The sequence below is a fragment of the Flagellimonas alvinocaridis genome (assembly GCF_004916895.1).
Classification (GTDB): Bacteria; Bacteroidota; Bacteroidia; order Flavobacteriales; family Flavobacteriaceae; genus Flagellimonas; species Flagellimonas alvinocaridis.
Map to the genome: position 1 here is coordinate 601,769 of NZ_SNTZ01000001.1, position 21,783 is coordinate 623,551.

The following is a 21,783-nucleotide window of genomic DNA, read 5'->3' on the forward strand; positions in this document are numbered from 1 at the left end:
ATATGTTAGAGAGTTTTGTAAATTCCATTTCTAACATAAAATCCGATCAACATGGGCAATTACTTATTATTACCAATTGTATTTCTTGGGCTTATTGTTCTATTTAAGTTCTTCTTTATTGTAAAGCAACAGACCGCAGTTGTCATAGAGCGGTTTGGTAGATTCCAAAGTATTCGCAATTCCGGACTACAAATGAAAATTCCGTTAGTGGATCGTATTGCAGGAAGGCTTAGCTTAAAAATTCAACAGCTGGATGTTATCGTTGAGACTAAAACTTTGGATGACGTGTTCGTAAAACTCAAGGTCTCGGTTCAGTATGTAGTCATCAAGGACAAGGTATATGATGCCTTTTACAAATTGGAATACCCCCATGACCAGATAACCTCCTATGTTTTTGATGTGGTCCGTGCCGAAGTTCCCAAAATGAAATTGGACGATGTCTTTGTGAAAAAAGATGATATTGCCATTGCAGTTAAATCTGAACTACAGGACGCCATGTTGGAATACGGTTATGATATCATCAAGACCCTAGTGACCGATATTGACCCCGATGCCCAGGTAAAAGCTGCCATGAACCGCATCAATGCATCGGAGAGAGAAAAAATTGCCGCTCAATTTGAAGGAGATGCCGCCCGAATCCTTATTGTTGAAAAAGCAAAGGCCGAAGCAGAAAGCAAGCGACTCCAAGGACAAGGTATTGCTGATCAACGTCGTGAAATTGCAAGAGGTCTTGAAGAATCCGTTGAAGTTCTTAACAAGGTTGGCATTAACTCCCAAGAAGCTTCTGCTTTGATTGTGGTTACACAACACTATGACACACTACAGGCCATTGGTGAGGAAACCAACACCAATCTTATTCTGTTGCCCAACTCTCCACAAGCTGGGAGTGACATGCTCAACAATATGGTAGCCTCCTTTACGGCGAGCAACCAAATTGGTGAAGCCATGAAAAAACAAAACAAGAAGAAGGAAGAATAAACTCTTCTTACCTTGCTAAAAAAGGGAGCAAAATTGCTCCCTTTTTATTTTTAGATAAATTTCTACCTCTTTTACAAAACAATTGAATAGGCGCTCTTTCCTGAAAGATCTCCATTCTTCAAAGGCATTTGTATTGCCCTGTTTCAAAAGCGACAGAAATCGCTTCTAAAGAGGCTTGGTTTGATAGATAAACCAAATGGTATTTTGCTGAGGAATAAGAAAAAACAATACTAGTCCTTTTGCTCCAATTTGGCCCAAGTATCCCTCAAGGTTACCGTTCTGTTAAAAACAAGATGGCCCTCTACAGAATCCTTATCAACATTAAAATATCCCAATCGCTGAAACTGAAATTGGTCTCCGGGTTTTGCCTCTTTTAAACTTGGTTCTACATATCCGGTAATCTTTTGCAAAGAATCCGGGTTTATAAAATCCATAAAGTCTTTATTCTTGTGTCCATCCGGAGTAGCATCATTAAATAGACGATCATACAGACGAACTTCTGCCGTTACGGCATGCGGAATGGAAACCCAATGCAAAGTTCCCTTAACTTTTCGCAAACTTTCATCAGTACCAGAACCACTCCTACTTTTGGGATCAAATGTACATTGAACCTCAATGACATTGCCATCTTCATCTTTGGTACAGCTTTCAGCTTTTATGATATATCCGTTCTTCAATCTTACTTCTCCACCCAACTTTAACCTAAAAAATTTACGGTTGGCTTCTTCCTTAAAATCTTCCTGTTCTATGTAAAGTTCCCTTGAAAAAGGCACCTTTCTGTTCCCTGCCGACTCATCCTCAGGATTATTCTCGGCATCCAACCACTCCTCTTTGCCCTTTTCATAATTGGTAATCACCAATTTCAATGGATTGAGAACAGCCATGACACGGGGAGCAATCTTATTCAAATGTTCCCGAACATGAAATTCCAATAAGGAAACATCAACCACGTTTTCACGTTTGGCAATACCAATGGTGTCTGCAAAGTTTCGAATAGATTCTGGGGTATACCCTCTCCTACGCAATCCTGAAATGGTAGGCATTCTGGGATCATCCCATCCATTTACAACACCACTTTCCACAAGTTGAAGTAATTTACGTTTGCTCACGACCGTATGGCTTAGGTTTCTTCGTGCAAACTCTCGCTGTTTAGGGCGTAGTTTTTTAGAATCTACCAATTGGTCCAAAAACCAGTCGTAAAGCTCCCTGTGTGGCAAAAACTCTAGTGTACAAAGGGAATGCGATACTTGTTCAATGTAATCGCTCTCCCCATGGGTCCAGTCGTACATGGGATAAATACACCAATCGGTATTGGTTCTGTGGTGTGGTTTGTGAAGAATGCGGTACATAACTGGGTCCCGCATCAACATATTGGTTGAGGCCATATTTATCTTTGCCCGAAGTACGTGTGCTCCTTCGGCAAATTCGCCATTCTTCATGCCTTCAAAAAGTTCTAAATTCTCCTCAACCGAACGGTTACGAAAAGGGCTTTCCGTGCCAGCCTCGGTGGGTGTCCCTTTCTGACTTGCTATCGCTTCCGAAGATTGACTGTCTACATAGGCCTTTCCTTGTTTGATAAGCTCCACTGCCCAGTTATACAATTGCTGAAAATAGTCAGATGCGTAGCATTCCGTATCCCACTCATAGCCCAACCAAGAAACATCGTCCTTAATAGCGTCCACATACTCCTTTTCTTCCTTGGCAGGATTGGTGTCATCAAAACGAAGATTCACTGGGGCGTTATATCGTTGCCCCAATCCAAAATTTAGACAAATGGAGCTTGCGTGCCCAATGTGCAAATACCCATTAGGTTCAGGAGGAAACCGAAAACGTAGGCTTTCCCGACTATACCCATTCCTTAGGTCTTCCTCAACAATATGCTCAATAAAATTCAGCGATCTAACTTCTTCGGCCATATACAAAATTTGAAGCGCAAAGGTAGTAAAAACGTGTCTTGGTAGCTAAAAATCACGGTTTAGTGTATACAAAGTATGCTGTTTCACAACACTTTTGAAGCTACCTACAACAATATCTTTCCGTTGGCCGAAAATAAAATCATATTTGTTATTAGAATACTATGCGAAAATAGGGCGTTGTGAAACGCTCAAAAGAACGAAAACATTAAGGGGCACAAACTAACGGGCATTTATTGCCCTCAACCTCTTAAAACTAACGGTGATGAAAAAAAGTAGTTCAACGTATGGCATTCTAGTACTGGTCATTGCAATTTTGCTGGCCGTACCTTCTATGCAAGCACAGGTATTAAACAAGCCTACAGCCGCTGACAATCCAAACCTTGCAGGTAATTCAGCATGGACAGCAGCATGCGCTTCGTCCGGATTCAATGAGTATTTTGTGAACTTTACTTGGAATATTCCTTTGGTAAACTCCAACAACGAGTTCGTACTGGAGCTTTCAGATGCCAATGGGAATTTTGGGTCTCCTACGGAATTGGCCCGTGTTGCCGACAAAAATACCGTATTCGATTTTGAATTTCAGTTTGCCGTCCCCAACACCATACGTGGAGAAAACTACAAATTTAGGGTCCGAAGCACCAGTCCGGCTAAGACCAGCCCTGCATCTGATGCTTATCCCATGTACTATATCGACTATAACTCTCCCTTACTCATTAGCGAAAATGGTAGTGGGAGTATTCCTTCTGGAGGGGCCATACAAATTTGTGATGGCGGAAATGTAACCTTAAAACCACACAATATCCCTAACGCCGATACTTATATATATAATTGGTACAGAAGCGGAACCCTGCTTCCCCAGAAGACAGCTAGCATCACCGTTTCTACTCCTGGAATGTACTACGTAGAGCTGGACTATGGTTCCGTTTGCTCTGGTTCTGCCAACACACTCTCCAATACCATTGAAATTAATAACGGCTCCAGTCTGGGCATCGCCATAAATGGTGCCAATAATGTTGAGTTATGTCCTGGAGATCCCTACACGCTTCAAGCAAGTATCACGGGAATGGGGCTTACCTATACTTGGTACAAAGATGGAAGCATTATCAGCGGCCCCACTTTGGAGGGTGACTCCCTTGCTTTAAACACCAACTTGGATGGTTTTGACGGCAGTTATGAGGTTGAAATTGAAGGTGCAAGCGCATGTAAGGAGCGTTCGGCGGCAACTACCATAACAAGCGCAGGGACTTTTGAGGTGACCCTAATAAACGAGGAAAATATTGTGTTGCTGCCTTCACAATCCAAAAACTTATCGGTAACCACCAGCGCGGCATCCCCAAGCTACCAATGGTACAAAGACGGCGCTCCAATCACTGATGCCACCAGTAACTCACTAACCATTGATCAAGTGGGTGAGTATCATGTAGCTGTTACCGAAAATGGCGGTGCGTGCTCCGTTACACCAATTAATTCTGCCGTAACAACGGTCGTATCACCAGATTCCTTTGAATTTGAGATTGCTTATGTTGGCTCATATTCCTCATGTGAAAGCCTTGATGCTACATTGAGTTTATCCGCTATTAATGCGGTTGGTGATGGTGGGGCTAAAACCAATGTTACTTCCGACCTTCAATCCTCATTCTCATACGAATGGAGACTAAATGGTGCTGCAGTAAGTGGTGAAACCTCCAAAACGATTACTTTATCCGACCATGAAAAGAATGGAACTTATACCTTATTTGGTTCTTTGGATGGCTTTAATGCCACATCCAACAGTTTAAATGTAAAACTAGCAGTAAACCAAGCCTTGGAAATTTCTGCCAATGGCACTGTACTATGCGAAGGCTCTGATCCGATTGTCCTTAGCAGCACACAGAATCTTGATGGTGAAACCTTTGAATGGCACAAGGACGGTAACGTTGTGGACACATCATCCATCACCTATACCGCCACAGAAATAGGTGTCTATAAATTAATCATTACCACCAATGATTGCCCTGTGGTTTCAAACGAAATTACTGTCCGCGCATTTAATGAATCACTACTAGTTTTAGATAAGCCACAAGACCTTATCATCATAATGGGCGAGACCGTTACAATGACCGCCTCAGGAGCCGATTCTTACGAGTGGTTCGATTATAACAACAATCTAATATCAACCCAAGACTCATATGGTTTCCAAGAAGAGGGACAATACCTTTTGGTGGCCCACTTTGGCAACTGTACCGTTAGCCGGGTTGTAACCGTCATCTTTAGGGACATGTTCGCCATTCCGAATGTTATCACCGCCAATGGCGATGGTATCAACGACTTGTGGATACTGCCCAACACATATTCCAGAGACCAAGAGGTTCTTGTAACCATATACAATGAGAGAGGTAAGGAGGTATTTAGCCAGACCAATTACGAAAACAATTGGCCACAGTCCACCTCAACGTTCAACAAATCCAGCATGATCTTTTATTACAAGATCACGAAAGGAGGGAAAAGCCTGAAACAGGGCACCATAACTGTTATCAAATAAACAGCATGCGCACCAAAAAACCTTTACTACTACTACTTTATATCTTGCTACTTGCTTCAACCGGATTACACGGACAGGAAGAGGACCCTTTTGTTCCCTATAATATTCCTTCCCAAAACTTGTTGAAATTCAACAGGTTCATGATCAATCCAACGTTTTCCACGGTGCGAGAAGATAAGTCATACATCAACTTATTTCATAGAAACCAGTCGGTATCTTTTGACGACAACAACCAAGTTTACTTCTTGAGCTACAGTGGTAGGGTAAGCGATAGAAGTGGGGTAGGACTAAGTCTCTTTACCAACAGGGAAGGGGTTTTTAACAATTTTGGTGTACACGCAAATTACGCATATGGTGTTCGATTGAGCCCAAAAAGCAACTTTACTTTTGGGGCCAACTTTTCGTACTACCAAAGTGCCTTAAACCAAGACAGGATCAACGCCATTGAGGATGATCCATTTTTGAACACTTTGGAGAGTAGTTCCTTGATCAGTTTTCAACCTGGTTTCAATCTTTCCATAGGTAGTTTTGATATTGGTGGTTTTGCTGAAAATTTATTCGATTACAACCTTAAGAACAGTGAATCTGTCACTGAATTCAATGAGAAAACCTATTCCGGGCACCTGCAATATACCCATCAGTTTAAAAATGGAGCGGGACTTTTGGAACATGGTAGATTAATGCCTTTGGCACGTGTTAGGAAAGTAGGGGAAGAAAATATAGTACTTGGCGGAAATTTAATTCTTGACCTTCCAAAGCTGGGTTGGGTACAAGCTGGTTATGATGATTTTTATGGTGCATCTGCCGGTCTTGGCTTTAACCTTACCAAGAACATTTCTCTAGGATATACCGTAGAAAAAGGACTTAGCAACAATTTTGAAAACTTTGGGGTAAGCCATGAAATTTCATTGGCCTATTCCTTTACGCCCAACTTGACCGAGGACCGGGTAATGTTGGAAAAAGAAAACGATGCTTTGGTCGAAAACGAAAATGTTCCGCAAGATAGTCTGAGCATTACGGAAAAAGACCTTGAAATTGCCCAGTTGAAAGACAAGCTTGCAGAAAACGATGCCATATTGGATGAGTTGTTGTACCGTCAAGACTCCATTGAAAGCACCCGAAAAAAGGATTTGGAAAAGCGGTTTGAAACCGTCATGAAAATGGTTCGTCGCGAAACCAACGGTCAAAATCCTGCGTTGGAAGAAAAAGCAAAACAAGTGTATTTTGCCGATATGGACAGCGCCGACCTTGTTGCGCAAACCAAGTCGCAACCATTATCCAACCATGGTCTTTCCAATACTTCCTCGGCCAAAAAAATCATCAGATTAAATGATGCAAAAGCGAAAAACAATGTAGCCAACACGTCTACAGTGAAAAAGGACAAGATTTATGGCACCAATGTTAAGACCAACAAAAGTGTTCGTTTTAAGTCAAATAATATCCCAAATGTTCAAAGTGGGCACTATTTGATTGCCAACGTTTTCAAAAACCCTGAAAACGTAGATGCCTTTGTTGCCCAACTGCGTGAACAAGGTATCGACGCCGGATATTTTGAAAACCCGAAAAACGGTCTCAACTACGTATACCTTGACGGGTACAAGAACAAAAACGATGCCCTAAAAGCTTATCATTCCAAGCTTAACGGAGCATACCAAGGAGATGCTTGGGTCATGAACGTCAATGACGGCACCGCAACCATTCATGGCTTTGTGAACAATGCCAAAGAAAATGCCCCGGGTTCATCCAAATACGGTAACAACAACTTACACAAAAATGTAAGCAAGGGTAGTGGAGCAACCACCCAGGTTACCTACAAAACTATCAAAGCGGACGGATTACCATCTGGCTTCTACATCATTGCCAGTGTTTTTGACAATTCATCCAGTGCCAATCGTTTTGTAAAAGAATTGAACGCAAGAGGCCTAAATGCCAGTTATTTCATAAATCCAGAGGACAACTACCGTTATGTATACCTCAAAAAACATGAAACCTGGAACAACGCCTTGACCTCATACTATTCCAAACTAAACGCCTCGTATGATGACCAAATGTGGATCATGCGTGTAAAACCCAACTACAATAGCTAACCATGGCCAAACCTTTACATAAAATATTGCTGTTCTTAGGGATGGCACTCATCTCTTGGGTGGGTACCTCCCAGGTTAAGAACACCTTTGACGTTCGTTATGCAAACGAACTCAGGGGTGATTTGACCTTTATCGCCAACAATATTGTGAACCGGGATTCAAGTACCTCAGACCCTGAAGACCCATACAACGCAACTGGTTCAAGCTCATCTTATAATGATGATTTGAACATGCAATACATAGATATAGATGGTGACCCTTCCACCTTTAGCTCAAGTAGTGCCACACTATCTATTCCAGACCCCTCATGTTCTTTAATCCGATATGCAGGTTTATATTGGTCGGCGGTGTACCGGGACAATAATAGAAGCACAGATTTTAACCAAGTAAAGTTTAGGGTTCCAGGAGGGGCGTACCAAGACTTGACTGCCGATGAAATCCTGTTTGATGGTGAAGGGGATGCAGATTTTGGAAACTATGCACCGTACGCTTGCTATAAAGACGTAACTTCTATAGTTACTGCATTGGCCACCCCAAGTGGGGAGTACTTTGTTGGTAATGTGCGAGCCAGTTCTGGAGATAGTGTGCAAGGTGGTGTTTCTGGAGGTTGGACTTTGGTTATCGTATATGAAAATCCAACCCTGCCCGGTAAATACATCACAACCTTTGATGGTTATGCCGGTATAAAATCAGGACAAACTGTTGATGTTCCTTTCAGTGGATTTACTACTCTTCCCGCTCCATTTCCGGTTCGTGCTAAATTGGGTGTGGCCACTTTGGAAGGTGACAACCGAATCTCAGGGGATAGATTGGCCATACGTGCAGACAGCAATGCTGGTTTCACCACACTAGGAAACACAGTAAACCCAACCACCAACTTTTTTAACAGTAACATAACCATTGAGGACAACATAATTACTACCCGAAACCCAAATAGTATAAACACATTGGGTTGGGATGTTGATCTATTTACCATACCAAACCCTAGCCGTACGGTTATACCAAATAGTGAAACCGGGGCCACATTACGGGCATCGTCAACACAAGATAAGTACGATATCTTTTTTACCTCCTTGGACGTTGAAATCATTGAGCCCAACATGGCGCTCACCAAAACCGTAGAGGATATTGCCGGAAACGATATCACCGGATTAGGGGTTAATCTAGGGCAGTATTTAGACTATGTTCTTAGTTTTGAGAATGTTGGAAATGACGACGCCGTTAACTATACAATAAGAGACATACTCCCTCTTAATGTTACCTTGGATGAGAGCACCATTTCCATGCCTGCCGGAGTTACTTATTCCTATGACCCCGGTACAAGGACGATTACTTTTAACATTCCTGATAATTTAGTGCAAGAAGGAGATCCTCCAGCAACAATCCGTATGCGGGTACAAGTGGCAGAAAATTGTTTCGACTTTATTGACGCCTGTACGGACATCATCCAGAACTTGGCCTATTCCACTTATAGTGGTGCCATAAACAGTGCACAGATTACAGACGACCCCAGTGTTTCCGAATTTGACGGTTGTGGTTTCCCAACACCTGGGGCCACAAACTTTTTGTTGGACGACTTAAGCGCCTGTAATTTTAGTAGGACCGTTCAACTCTGTGGGGACGATGTGCTTTTGGATGCAGGAGACAATTTTGATAACTATATCTGGTACCGTGATGAAAATGGCAACAACCAAATTGATATAGGAACCGATACTGTTATTACCGATGCTGATGCGGATAGCGACCCAAGTACCATGGTGGTTACAGAAGTGGGAACCTATTTGGTTGATAAACAAGTTGCTGACCCCTGTAAAGATTTCATGGAAATCATTGTAGTTGAATTGTTTGGTTCAGTGCAAAGCAACCCTATCACCGCAATGATCAATGATACATCAAACACCATTGATGGGGAGATTCAAATTTGTCCCAATGATGGTAGCGAATTGCCGGAAATCTTCCTTTGTGGTCTTAACGACACCGAGTTGCTCCAAGTGAATATCCCCGATGCCGTAAGTATAGAGTGGCAACAACTTGATGAGTCAAGCTGCCCTGCAGCAATTGACGGCTGTGCCAACACCAATGCGGGTTGTGGATGGACCAATGTTGGTTTGGGCAACGATTATGTGGCTTCAGACTCTGGGCAATACCGATTGATCATCAATTATCTAAATGGATGTTTCAGCAGGTTCCATTTCAACATTTACAAGAACCCGCTCAACCCACAATACACCTCAAGAGACATTATTTGTGATACAGATGGAAACATCACGGTTACAAACATGCCCCTAAACTATGAGTACCAACTTTTAGATCAAACCACAGGAAATGTAATTGTTCCTTACGGACCAAGCCCTAGCTTTGATATCGACACTAATGGCGCCTATAGTGTTGAAATGAGACAACAGGGAGTAACCGATGGATGTGTTTTTGTCCTAGAAAATATTGGTGTCCTTCGAAGAAATTTCCAAGTAGACATTACTACTCAAGACACCAATTGTAACGGTTTGGGTGAAATAGCCATATCTGTGCTCAATGTAGAGCCACAATACAGTTACGAAATAGCACAAGGAGGTACTGTTGTGGATACTTTTGGACCTTCAACAGACAACAACTATACTTTTGAAAATTTAAATGCCGGAGTATACGATGTAACCGTAACTACAGATGATAACTGTACTTATACAGAACAAGTCACCATTGTTGATTCTTCAGATCTAGATTTAAACGCAAGGATTTCTCAACACATTACCTGTAGAGAAGGTAATATACTAATGGAGTCCACAGGAGGGAAAACACCACATTTATATGCTATTTGGTCTTATGTGGATGAATTGGGCAACCCCGTAATTTCATACCCCACTGTAGCAGACATACCGCCTTCTGAATTTCAAACCAGTCAAATTTTTGATATCTATGACCCAGGTGATTATACCTTCGTGGTGGTAGATAGGTTTGATTGTTATGATATCTCCAATACCGTCACTATCGAGTTTAGACCAGCAGCTGATTTTGATCCAACGGTGATTACTGATGTGCTTTGTTATGGGGAATCAACAGGGGCAATTACTTTTAATCTAATCAACAGCAATGGGTATCAACTAACTTACTATTTATTCGATGCAACTGGTTTTGATGAGAACGCCTACGACTACAATAATGCCTTGGCCACTAACACTACCGGCTATTTTCCAAATTTAGCTAACGGTGACTATGCCGTGGTAATAAACCAACGTAAAGGAAGTGCATCATGTGATTATTTTGAGTATGCTTCCATTACAGCCCCAACAGATAGCTTGGATGGGGATGCAGCATTGATTCAAGATTATACTTGTTTACAAAATGGAATTATTGAGGCCCAAAATGTAACCGGGGGTACAGCACCCTACGAATACAGTATTGATGGGGTAAACTTTGTAAGTGGTGCTGGTGCAGAAACCTTCACAGGGCTTACCGATGGAACTTACACCATCACCATAAGGGACGATAACGGCTGTACAGTTACCACCGACCCTATTACTTTAGATGCCCTTGATCCTCCAACGGATCTTACATTTTCGGCTACCAATCCAACATGTCCTGCCTTTGTTTCCGATGTTACCTTAACCACTACGGGAGGCACACCAAACTTGACCTATGAAATCATTGCCCCTGCAGCAAGTGTAATCAACAATGGAAACAATGCCACTTTTACCGGATTGGCCCCGGACACGTATATGTTCCGTGTAACCGACAGCAATGGATGTTTCTATGATGAAAGCTACACCATAAACCCTGTTACTGAAATAACGGTTACTGGGCAATTGGTGAGCAATATTAGCTGTTTGGGAGACACAGATGGAGAGCTACGATATATTGTGGCAAACTTTAATACAGATTACGATTATTCGGTAACTGGCCCTGCAACTTTCAATGGAAGCGCCCAAACCAATGGAACCATTTCCTTGAACAACTTGGCGGCAGGTACCTACACCATTACCGTAACCGATAACTTTACCAATTGTACCGATACCGCCAGTGTTACCATAAATGCTCCGGCTTCGGCATTGACCGCCTCACATTCAGTGGTACAGCCTAGCTGTGTTTCCACAGGCTCTGTTACCATTATAGCATCTGGAGGATGGGGTGGCAATAGTTATGAAATTACTGCCGGGCCTGCTGGTTATGTATTGCCTGCAGCACAATCCAACGGTTTGTTCTCCAATTTAACCATTGGTGGGACCTATACCTATACCGTAACCGATTCCAATGGTTGTGTTTATACAGACACTTTTGATATTATTGAAGCAGTTGCCCCCGTACTGGCCATTGTGCCCAATGATATTTGTTATGATGATGCCGTTGGTTTAACCCTAACCGCAAACGTAACTTCTGGTGGGGACGGAAACTACGAATACAGCCTTAATGGTGGTCCATTTCAGGTAAGCAATGTATTCTCTGGCCTTGGCCCAGGAAGTTATACCATCCAAGTCCGTGATGGAAACACCTGTACAGATTCAGAATCGATCACCATTGATCCAGAACTGAGTGTAATCGCTTCTTCGCCCAACGTAACCGCTTGTGGTACAGATTCAGACATAAATATTACCGCAACAGGTGGAGATGGGAACTATGTTTACGCTGTTGTACCTGATGGAACAACTCCAAATGCCGGAGATTTTTCAGGAACCAATCCTGTAACCAGAGGAACAGGTAATTATGACGTATATGTTCGTGATAACAATGGCGCAGCAGGATACTGCGAGGCTTCTTTCGACATCACCATTTCACAAGATCCGCCTTTGGCATTGGTGGTTTCTGATACTGGAATCCTTTGTAGTGGTGAAGCCCAGGCTACCATAACCATAACTGCTTCAGGTGGTGAGGCGCCCTATCAATACAGCATCAACAACGGTGCTACCTATCAGACTTCCAATACGTTTGTAAACCAAGCCGCTGGAAGTTATAACATCCGCGTTAGGGATGCAAACGGTTGTTTGGTCAATGAAATATATACTATTACCGAGCCCCTTACGCTTTCTGCTTCCGCCGCCGTTACCCAATTGGCCGAGTGTAACCCAGGCTTGGGTGCAGAGGTGCGCATTACCAATGCTATTGGAGGAACTGCTCCATATGAATACAGCTTTAATGGAGGAACTTCGTATGGCCCAAGTTCAATAGGGTATTTGTTGCCTGGTACGCATACCGTTTACATCAGGGATGCCAATCTTTGTACCTACCCAATGACGGTGACCATTGATCCTGAACCAACCCCTCCGGGTGTTACCGCATCAATAGATTATGAATGTGATGGAGAGGGTATCGTTACCCTAACCCCGGACAGTGCCGCTTTTGATTATACATATGAAATAGATGGAAATCCAAACACTCCTTCTACTTCAAATGTATTTAACAATGTTGGGGTTGGACCACACACCATAACTGTAAACTATACTAGCAACACAGCTCCTTCACCAAGTGTGTTGTTATTGGAAACCTTTGGGTCTGGACCAAATACAAGTATTCCTGAAGTAGACCCGGCTTATTGCTATGAACCCCAGAATGGTTCCATTAACTCTTGCGGTTGGGGTATAGACACCCATATCCAAGATGGAGAATATTCGGTTACGCAAACCATCGTGAACCCATATGGTTCATGGAGAAGTCCCAACGATCACTCTGCTTTGGCCAATGGTAGATTTTTAGCCATGAATGTGGGTGGTGCTGTTGGCCCTAATGGTATCATCTATGCAAAAAGAAACATTGAGGTGGTTCCCAACCGGGACATAACCATCTCGCTATGGGCGTTCAACTTATTAAGGGTTGGAACTGGAGGTGCTGATCCGGATATCGATATTCAATTGGTAGATGGAGTGGGCACCGTTATTGCCAGTACCACCACTGGGAATGTACCTAAAAACAACGATGCCAACGACTGGCAAAACTATACCGTTACCCTTAACCCTGGCGCCAATTCCAATTTGGACATTGTCATCAGAACCAACTCTGCTGTTACAGGGGGTAATGACATCGCCATAGATGATATTGAAGCATTCCAAACTCCAGAGGTTTGTGGTGGTTCGTTGACTGTTGATGTCAATATTGAGGATGGCCATGCCTTTGATAGTGCTATTACCGCCTTTACCGAAATTTCCTGTAATGGTGCGGCCGACGGTTCTATTACGTTTGAAACTGAAAATTTTGACCCAGCAACTGGATTTACCTATCAAGTAAATGGTGGTGTGGTTTCTGCTGCCCAATTTGCAAGTCCAATCACCGTAAACGGATTGGCCGCAGGTAATCACACGATTACCATTGTTGATTTAAGGGACCCTGCTTGCTCCGTGACCCTTAATCAAACTTTAACAGAGCCTAATGCTTTGGATGCTTCTGCCTCTGTGACCAGCATAATGACCTGTTCCAACGGAGGAGCTACGATTACGGCTTCTGCAACCGGTGGAACACCAGTATACCAATACCAATTGGAAGATACTGGTGGCGGTGTACTTGTAGGATATCAATCCTCCAATATATTCCCTGGACTTGTGGCTGGAGACTATATTGTTCGTGTACGGGACACCAATCTTTGTGAAGATGCTGTTGATGCTGCCATTACTGTTGTGCCTCCTGCAAATATTGTTTTTGATGTAACTCCCACCGCCTGTTACAGTGGAGACAACAACGGTACCATTCTAGTAGATGTAACTGGTGGTAATGGAGATTATCAATTTAGTTTAAATGGCGGTCCATGGATAACCCCCAGCCCTTCCAATTCCACTAACCATACCTTCTCAGGTTTGGCTGCAGGAAACTATACTATCAATGTAAGGGATGGCTTTGGTTGTGTAGGTACCCTTCAAAATGTAACCATTGTAGATGCGCTTATTGCCACAGTGGATGTTGAAGACATTACCACTTGTGCCGATGGCAGTATTTCTGTTACGGCTTCTGGTGGTTCGCCCACTTTGGAGTATGCTTTTGTACCCACCACCACAGATCCAACCGGATTCTTCTCTACAACCAACACATATACTGTAACTGCTGGAAACGAAGGCACTTACGATGTGTACGTAAGGGACAACTCTGCCACAGCTCCATTCTGTGAGTTTATGGAAACAGTAACTGTGAACCCGGCCACACCGTTGACTATGACGGCTACACCAACAGATCCTGAATGTCATGATGGTGTTGGATCTATTTTGGTGAACATTACTTCCGGGATTGCTCCGTATACTATTCAAATCATTGATTTGGACAACGGTGGTGCATCTGATCAGACCAACACCAATGTAGTGGCCTCTTCAAGAACTTATTATAACCTAATGCCCGGCGACTACACCATCAATGTAACCGATGCAACAGGTTGTACCATTACCGATACGCAGACCATCAATAATCCTGATGAGTTGACTGGCATTGTATCTGGGGTTACACCTGGAACATGTACCGGTGATATAAATGATTTCGGCTTTGAATTCTCTGGATATCCCACCACTTTAGGAACCATTCAATTTAGTGACGATGGTGGTGCCACATGGATAGGGGACAACTCAGCACCAGGTACTTCAGACCAATTTACCGGATACGTTTCTGGTCAAACCGTTTATCCTTCCATGAGAACTGTGGATGGTTCAAACAATACCATTTGTCAGACGGACCTTCCGCCATTCATCATACCTTATCCGTTAGATGACTTGGATATTACCATTTTGCCTATTGTCGTAAACTGTAATGAGCTTCAAGTTACCGTGCGGGGACAGAACGGTACGGCACCATACGAATACACCTATTCAGATGACCCTGCAAACTTTAATCCTGCTACTGCCACTTGGACAGCACCTTTGCCTTTGGGAACAACCCATACCTTTACAGGGTTGGTGCCCGGTAGAACGTACACCTTCTACGTTAGGGACAATGCAACCTGTGTTCGTCAAAGTAGCGTAAATGTGAATGACATTATCACCGTTCCTTTGGAAATTACCTCAAGCATTACGCCAAGCTGTGATGGGGCAAACAACGGAAGTATCACCTATACCGTAACTGATAACCAAGCTCCTTTTGAAACCCAGTTTAGATGGACCTTGTACGATATGAGTTCTGGTTCTGCGGTATTTGTAACAGATAGTGGGGGAATAGTACCTTTCTCTTCTCCACAACAAGATGTTACCATTACCAATTTAGCGCCCGGCAACTACTTTATAGAAGTTGTAGAGGTAGACAGCTTTAATAATGATAGCTGTGTAGGTGCTACTGAAAATGAACTGTTGATGGAACTTGATCCGTTAAACGGAACACCCAATGTGCTACAAGATATTACTTGTAATTCCCCTGGGCTTATTGAGGTTCAGAACCCCTTGGGCGGTGGTGGCATATACACCTATACTGTTACAGGTCCTGCTCCTTTCACAACCATTACAGCAACTGCGGACAACCCCATTGAAATACCAGCAAATTCACCAGCAGGCAGTTATTCCATACTAATGCAAGATCAATATGGTTGTTCCGTTCCTCTGGGATCGGTTAACCTAGATTTGGCCCCAAATCCTACCATAGACTCATTGGTTGTTGACAACTGTACCGTTCCTGCTACGGTTACCGTGAACGCCACAAGTGCGGCACTCCCCATATTGTATTCGTTGGATGGCGGCACCACTTATCTGAACAATGGTGGTGTATTCAATAATGTAGCTGTTGGCACCTATAATGTCGCTATCATTGACGCCAATGGATGTGTTGATACAGATACGGTCACGGTTCATCCCCTACTCCAAGTAGATGTAGCCTTGACCAAATTATTGGATTGTTCACCAAGCCCTGATGCCGAAATTACCATTAATGTACTTCAAGGCTCTGGTAGCTATGATTATGAGATTTCCGATGGTTCGGGAATTGTGGTAAGCAGAACAAACTTGTCCACCAATCCGTTGGTGTTCAGCACTACAACTGTTGAGGATTATATTATTACTGTTTTTGATAACAATACAGCTTCACCTGAATGTTCAAGGGTTTTCAATGTATCGGTTCCTCCTGCCATTATGCCTTCATTCAACATTACCTCTTTCACAGATGTAACTTGTAATGGTGATGCCGATGGTACCATCTCAGTAAGTGCTATAGACAGCGGTACAGGACCTTATACATTTGAAATTATTTCAGGGCCTGGAAGCGCAGCTTCCTTCCCATTGGCGCCTACTTCAAACAACGCCACCACGGCTACCTTTACTGGACTCGAAGGTAGTGCTGCCGGTATTACTTATACCATTGAAGTAACAGCAGCCAACGGTTGTACAACAACATTAACCCAGGTTATTTCCCAACCAGACCCAGTTGCAAACGTAAACACCAATGTGGTTGAATTTCTCTGTACTGCCGGAAATAATATGAACAATGCCACCATAACAGTGGATACAGCGTCCATTACTGGAGGAAGTGGCAATTATGTCATTTATGAATTCATAAATGACAATGGTACGCCAGCTACTGGTGATGATGTTGTGGTACAATCTGGTCCAAACAACGTTTACATCGAAACCAATACAGCTGGAGGAAGCTACATCATCAATGTCTATGATGATAATGGATGTATGGGAACCGCTACGGAGACCATTGCCCCATTTGATGAATTGCAACCCGCAACTGTTGCTGTTGATGCTGTTGCCACTTGCGTTACAGGTGAAGACATTACCATTACTGCATTTGGTTCCTTGACAAACTCAAACACGCATCCTGCAAACTATGAGTTCAGAATATTGCCAGCAGGCGTATTCCAAGCATCAGGAATCTTTACTGGATTGTCCGTGGGCACCCACAACTTTGAAGTAAGGAATACCGTAACAGGTTGTATTGTTGGCGTTTCCCATACTGTGGCTGACCCAGAGGTGTTGGATCTTATTGTAGTTGGAACCACAGATATTACCTGCTTTGGTGATACGGATGGCGAAGTGCAGCTCAATCTAGTGGATGCATCAAGCATTACCTATGCAAGTGCAACCAGCTACACCCTGTACTACGACATAAACAATACACCCGCCAACTTGGCCGATGATGTGGTTACCACTGGTTCAGATACCGATGGAAGCTTCACCATTTCCGGTCTTGCTGCTGGAACATACTACATAGAGGTAACGGACACCAATCCGCCAGGATCTGCTTGTGTCTATAGTGAATCATTCAATATTGCGGGCCCTGCCGCCGCTATCGCGGGAGCAACCCAAGTTACGCCAATCACCTGTGCTGGAAACGACGGTATCATTGAAATCATCAATGTGACCGGAGGTTGGGGTGGATACCAATATTATGTAGGCACTTCTGCTCCTTCAGGACCTGGCGATTATGTCCCTGGAGCGACCTTTAGCACGCTTGGTGTTGGAACCTATGAAGCATGGGTAATCGATGCCGGTGGCTGTGCGCAACTGATTCAGGACAATATTGTGCTTGTAGATCCAACTCCAATTACAGCCGCATTGCAAATCAACCAAGATAATTGTACCGTCTTCCAAGGAGAGATTGAGGTGGTGGGAACTGCTGGCGGCCAAGGAAGCAACTATACCTATCAATTAATCCGTAACGGATCTAATGTTGGCTCTCCGCAGACTAGTGCCATATTCTCTGGTTTGGGTGCCGGCACTTATGAGGTATTGATTGCCGATCAATGGTCTTGTACCGAAATTGTAGGCCCAGTAGAGCTATTGGATGTAATGACGGCAACGGCTACTGTTGATAAGCCTATTGATTGTACTGTAGATCCCGGAGGCCATGTAACTATAAATGTAAATGGAGGTTCTTCCAACTTGACCTTTGCGGTAGAATTCCCTGATGGATCTACGCCTCTACCAACAAATGCCACAGGAATATTTACTGGACTTACCATGCCTGGTACGTATACCTTCACGGTAACCGATAACGATACAGGAACTCCTTGTACCGTCACCGTTACGCAAGAACTTGATGACAAGGTTGATCCCATTATTGATAATGTGATCATGGACCCTGTGGACTGTAATGGTGGTTCAACGGGTAGCTTAACAGTTGTTTTAGATCCAGCTTCTGTAGTAGATCCAGTATACACTTTTGAGCTGTACGAAATGTCCAACTTGGGAACACCCTATCGTTTTGCACAGACCAGCACCGTTTTTGACAACCTTCCTGCTGGAGACTATAGGGTAAGGGTAATATCATCAAGGGCCTGTGAGGATTTCTTTGATCAAACCGTTACCGAACCAAGTATTTTGTCTGCTTCGGCCACTGCAACAGCATTTGCTTGTAATGCAAACAACACGGTTAATACCTCTACGGTTACTGTAACCCCAGTGGGTGGAACAGCGCCTTATTTGTACAGTTTGGATAACATCAACTTCCAGACATTAAACGAGTTCCAAATTGTGGATACTGGTGTTGATCAGAATATCACCATTTATGTTGAAGATGCCAATGGATGTCTTACGACTACAGCTGTTCCTATTACGGCTATAAATGCATTCACTGCTACTGTTACGGAGAACATTGATATAACTTGTAACAACCCTGAAGAAGTTTTGATTACGGTTTCAGACAACGGAAACCCAGCCAACACCTACACTTTTGAGTTGTTGCCCGTTGGTAATACCCTTGGGTCGTTGACAGGAACTCCAACCAGTACTTCAGCAACCTTTGAGTTGACTGCTCCTGGAAGCTATGTGTTTAGGGTAACAGATACTACAACAGGCTGTTATGTGGACACAGCGCCATATAACATTGCACCGTATGACACTATTGATGTGGTAGCATCCGTTGTATCCCATGCGCTGTGCTATGGTGGCACCGGAACTCTGGAAATTGATGTAACAGGATACGCTGGCGCCTACAATTATGAAGTGTTCCGTTCAAATGGTACAACTACTGGAATTACTGGAAGTGGCAATACCTCCGTTAATCCTTTTGAAATTCCCGATCCATCAAATCTATTGATTGGAGGCAGCTATTTTATAAGGGTTACTGAAACTGGAGCTCCTTTCTGTATTGAAAATTCCAACACAGTACAAATCAATACCCCAAGTGCAGCCTTGGATGCAACACCTCTTATGGTGGCCAATGTTACTTGTACCAACGATCAGGGACAGATTCAGGTGGCCCCAATAGGGGGAACGGCGCCATATAACATTGTGTTGACCAACACCAATACTGGTCAAGTATACACGCAGAACAATGTGGCAAGCTACTTGTTTACAGGTTTATCGGCAGGTGACTTTGATGTGGCCATAACCGATGCCAATGGTTGTCCGTTGATGAGGAATATATCTCTGGTAAGACCTGCAGATATTACAGCAGATATTAGTGCTTCAACAACCATGTTGGATTGCTATGGTGATGACAACGCATCCATTACCGCAATCAATGTTCTGGGTGGTCAAGGCGTATATCAATACCAATTGAACATCTATGATGCCGCGGGGGCCAATATTGTCTTTACTTCTGATTCACAAAGTAATCCAACTTTCAATGGTTTAGGTGCTGGTATATACAGTATAACTGTTTCAGATGATTGGAGTTGTGATGTGGAAACCGTTACTGTAGAAATCCAAGAACCAGATGAGGTGGAAACCAACTTGGTACAAACAGCAGAAATGACCTGTACTTTGAACGGTGGTATGAGACTTTCTGCCTCTGGCGGAAATGGTACATACCAATATTTTGACACCACCACTTCTACATGGCAAAACTTCAACAATGGTAATTTCCATGACTTTACCAATATGTTGCCCAATGCCTATCAGTTCATGGTAAGGGACGGTAATGGCTGTACGGCCATGGTTTCCAACCAAGTAACTATTGACGAAGTACCGGACCTTGTTCTTAATATTGACGATTCTGCTGCCATGATAAACTGTACTGGCGAGGCCAGTGCCACTATCATTGCCAGGGCAACGGGCGGTCTGGGCAATTATAACTATGAATTGTTCAGCGATGCTGCATTGACCAACTTGGTGGCAGGACCACAAACCAGTGGTACATTCAACGGCCTTATAGCTGGTGACTACTATGTAAGGGTAACAAGTCAAGATTGTGTTGAGGTATCACCTGTTATCCCAATTACCGAACCATTGCCATTGCAAGTGGACCGTGAGGAATCAACAGATGTTACCTGTGCAGGTATGGACGATGGTACCATTACGGTTGAAGTATCTGGAGGAACTGGACAGATTCTCTATGCTATTTCGCCCAACTTGGATCAGTTTGATACAGAAAACACCTTCACTGATTTGGCTCCAGGCACCTACGATGTCATTGCGCAGGATGTAAACGGATGCTTTATAACCTTCCAGTTTGATATTGAGCAGCCAGAGCCTATCCAAGCAGAGGCAATCAACATTATGCATGAGGTGTGTTTCAATAGTGCAGATGGTTCCTTCGAGCTACAAATAACTGGAGGTACCGCACCTTATGAAACTGCTTTAAATTCCAATGCTGATGCAGATTTTGTACAAAACCAAACCTTGTTCCAAAATCTAGCGGCCGGAACCCATGTGGTATTCGTTAGAGATGCACAAGGATGTGAGACCAATGTGTTTGTGGAAATTGAACCTGGAGTAAATCTGGCTGCTACGGTTACACCAATGTACGAGTGTACCGGAAACGTCCCAGATAACTCTTTGGAAATCATATTTGAAGACCCAACCGTTTCTGCCGATGTATTGTATGCTTTGGATTCCACAGATCCGGCCGATATGCAATTGAGTGCGGACTTCACCAACATGACTCCTGGCGATCACTACATCACCATAGCCCATGCCAACGGATGTATGACCACATATGATTTCACCATAGAGGGTTATGAGCCATTGACATTGGTTTTGGAAAATAACAACATCAACCAAATTACGGCAATAGCTACCGGTGGAGTTGAAGAATATACCTTCTACTTTGGTGATATTGATAATGGTACGGACAATACGTTCTATATCAACAGAACTGATACCTATACCGTTACGGTAATTGACCAGAACGGATGTCAGGCTACAGCCGAGATATTTATGGAGTTCATTGATATTGAAATGCCAAACTTCTTTACCCCAGATGGAGATGGACTTAATGATACTTGGATTCCGGACAATATTGAAGGCTTCCCAGACGTACTAATAACCATTTATGATCGTTATGGTAGAGTAGTGGAGAAGATGACCCGAGATACCAATGGTTGGGATGGAGAATACGATGGCAAGCCGTTACCAACAGGAGATTATTGGTACGTGATTCGTTTGAATGGTGAATTGGATGATCGGGAGTTTGTTGGACACTTTACCCTATATCGATAATAACAATTAACCTA

General features: G+C 43.4%; 5 protein-coding genes. 4 read left to right on the plus strand and 1 reads right to left on the minus strand.

The window, feature by feature from the left end:
* The first annotated feature begins 51 nt into the window (after positions 1-51).
* Positions 52-978, plus strand: coding sequence for an SPFH domain-containing protein (locus EZV76_RS02730; protein ID WP_136565041.1), 927 nt, complete (start codon positions 52-54; stop codon positions 976-978).
* Positions 979-1,208: 230 nt separating this feature from the next.
* Here the strand turns inward: EZV76_RS02730 and EZV76_RS02735 are convergent, their stop codons facing one another.
* Positions 1,209-2,894 (minus strand): glutamine--tRNA ligase/YqeY domain fusion protein, encoded by a 1,686-nt coding sequence (locus tag EZV76_RS02735; protein ID WP_136565042.1) that lies wholly within the window; start codon positions 2,892-2,894, stop codon positions 1,209-1,211.
* Positions 2,895-3,156: 262 nt separating this feature from the next.
* Between EZV76_RS02735 and EZV76_RS02740 the strand changes: the two genes are divergently transcribed.
* From EZV76_RS02740 to EZV76_RS02750, 3 genes are read left to right on the plus strand one after another with little or no spacing between them, the layout of a single operon-like run.
* Positions 3,157-5,415, plus strand: a complete 2,259-nt coding sequence (locus EZV76_RS02740; RefSeq protein ID WP_136565043.1) for a T9SS type B sorting domain-containing protein — start codon at positions 3,157-3,159, stop codon at positions 5,413-5,415.
* A gap of 5 nt (positions 5,416-5,420) precedes the next feature.
* A complete protein-coding gene (locus tag EZV76_RS02745; protein WP_136565044.1) occupies positions 5,421-7,502 on the plus strand; it encodes a PorP/SprF family type IX secretion system membrane protein in 2,082 nt (693 codons plus the stop codon).
* Between the two features lie 2 nt (positions 7,503-7,504).
* The gene (locus EZV76_RS02750; protein WP_136565045.1) at positions 7,505-21,769 is read left to right on the plus strand and encodes a T9SS type B sorting domain-containing protein; all 14,265 of its coding nucleotides are present in this window, start codon (positions 7,505-7,507) and stop codon (positions 21,767-21,769) included.
* Positions 21,770-21,783: the final 14 nt, after the last annotated feature.

Excerpts from the sequence above, each read along its gene's own strand:
- EZV76_RS02730 (WP_136565041.1), top strand. The coding sequence starts at position 52 with ATGGGCAATTACTTATTATTACCAATTGTATTTCTTGGGCTTATTGTT.
- EZV76_RS02740 (WP_136565043.1), top strand. The coding sequence starts at position 3,157 with ATGAAAAAAAGTAGTTCAACGTATGGCATTCTAGTACTGGTCATTGCA.
- EZV76_RS02745 (WP_136565044.1), top strand. The coding sequence starts at position 5,421 with ATGCGCACCAAAAAACCTTTACTACTACTACTTTATATCTTGCTACTT.
- EZV76_RS02735 (WP_136565042.1), bottom strand. The coding sequence starts at position 2,894 with ATGGCCGAAGAAGTTAGATCGCTGAATTTTATTGAGCATATTGTTGAG.
- EZV76_RS02750 (WP_136565045.1), top strand. The coding sequence starts at position 7,505 with ATGGCCAAACCTTTACATAAAATATTGCTGTTCTTAGGGATGGCACTC.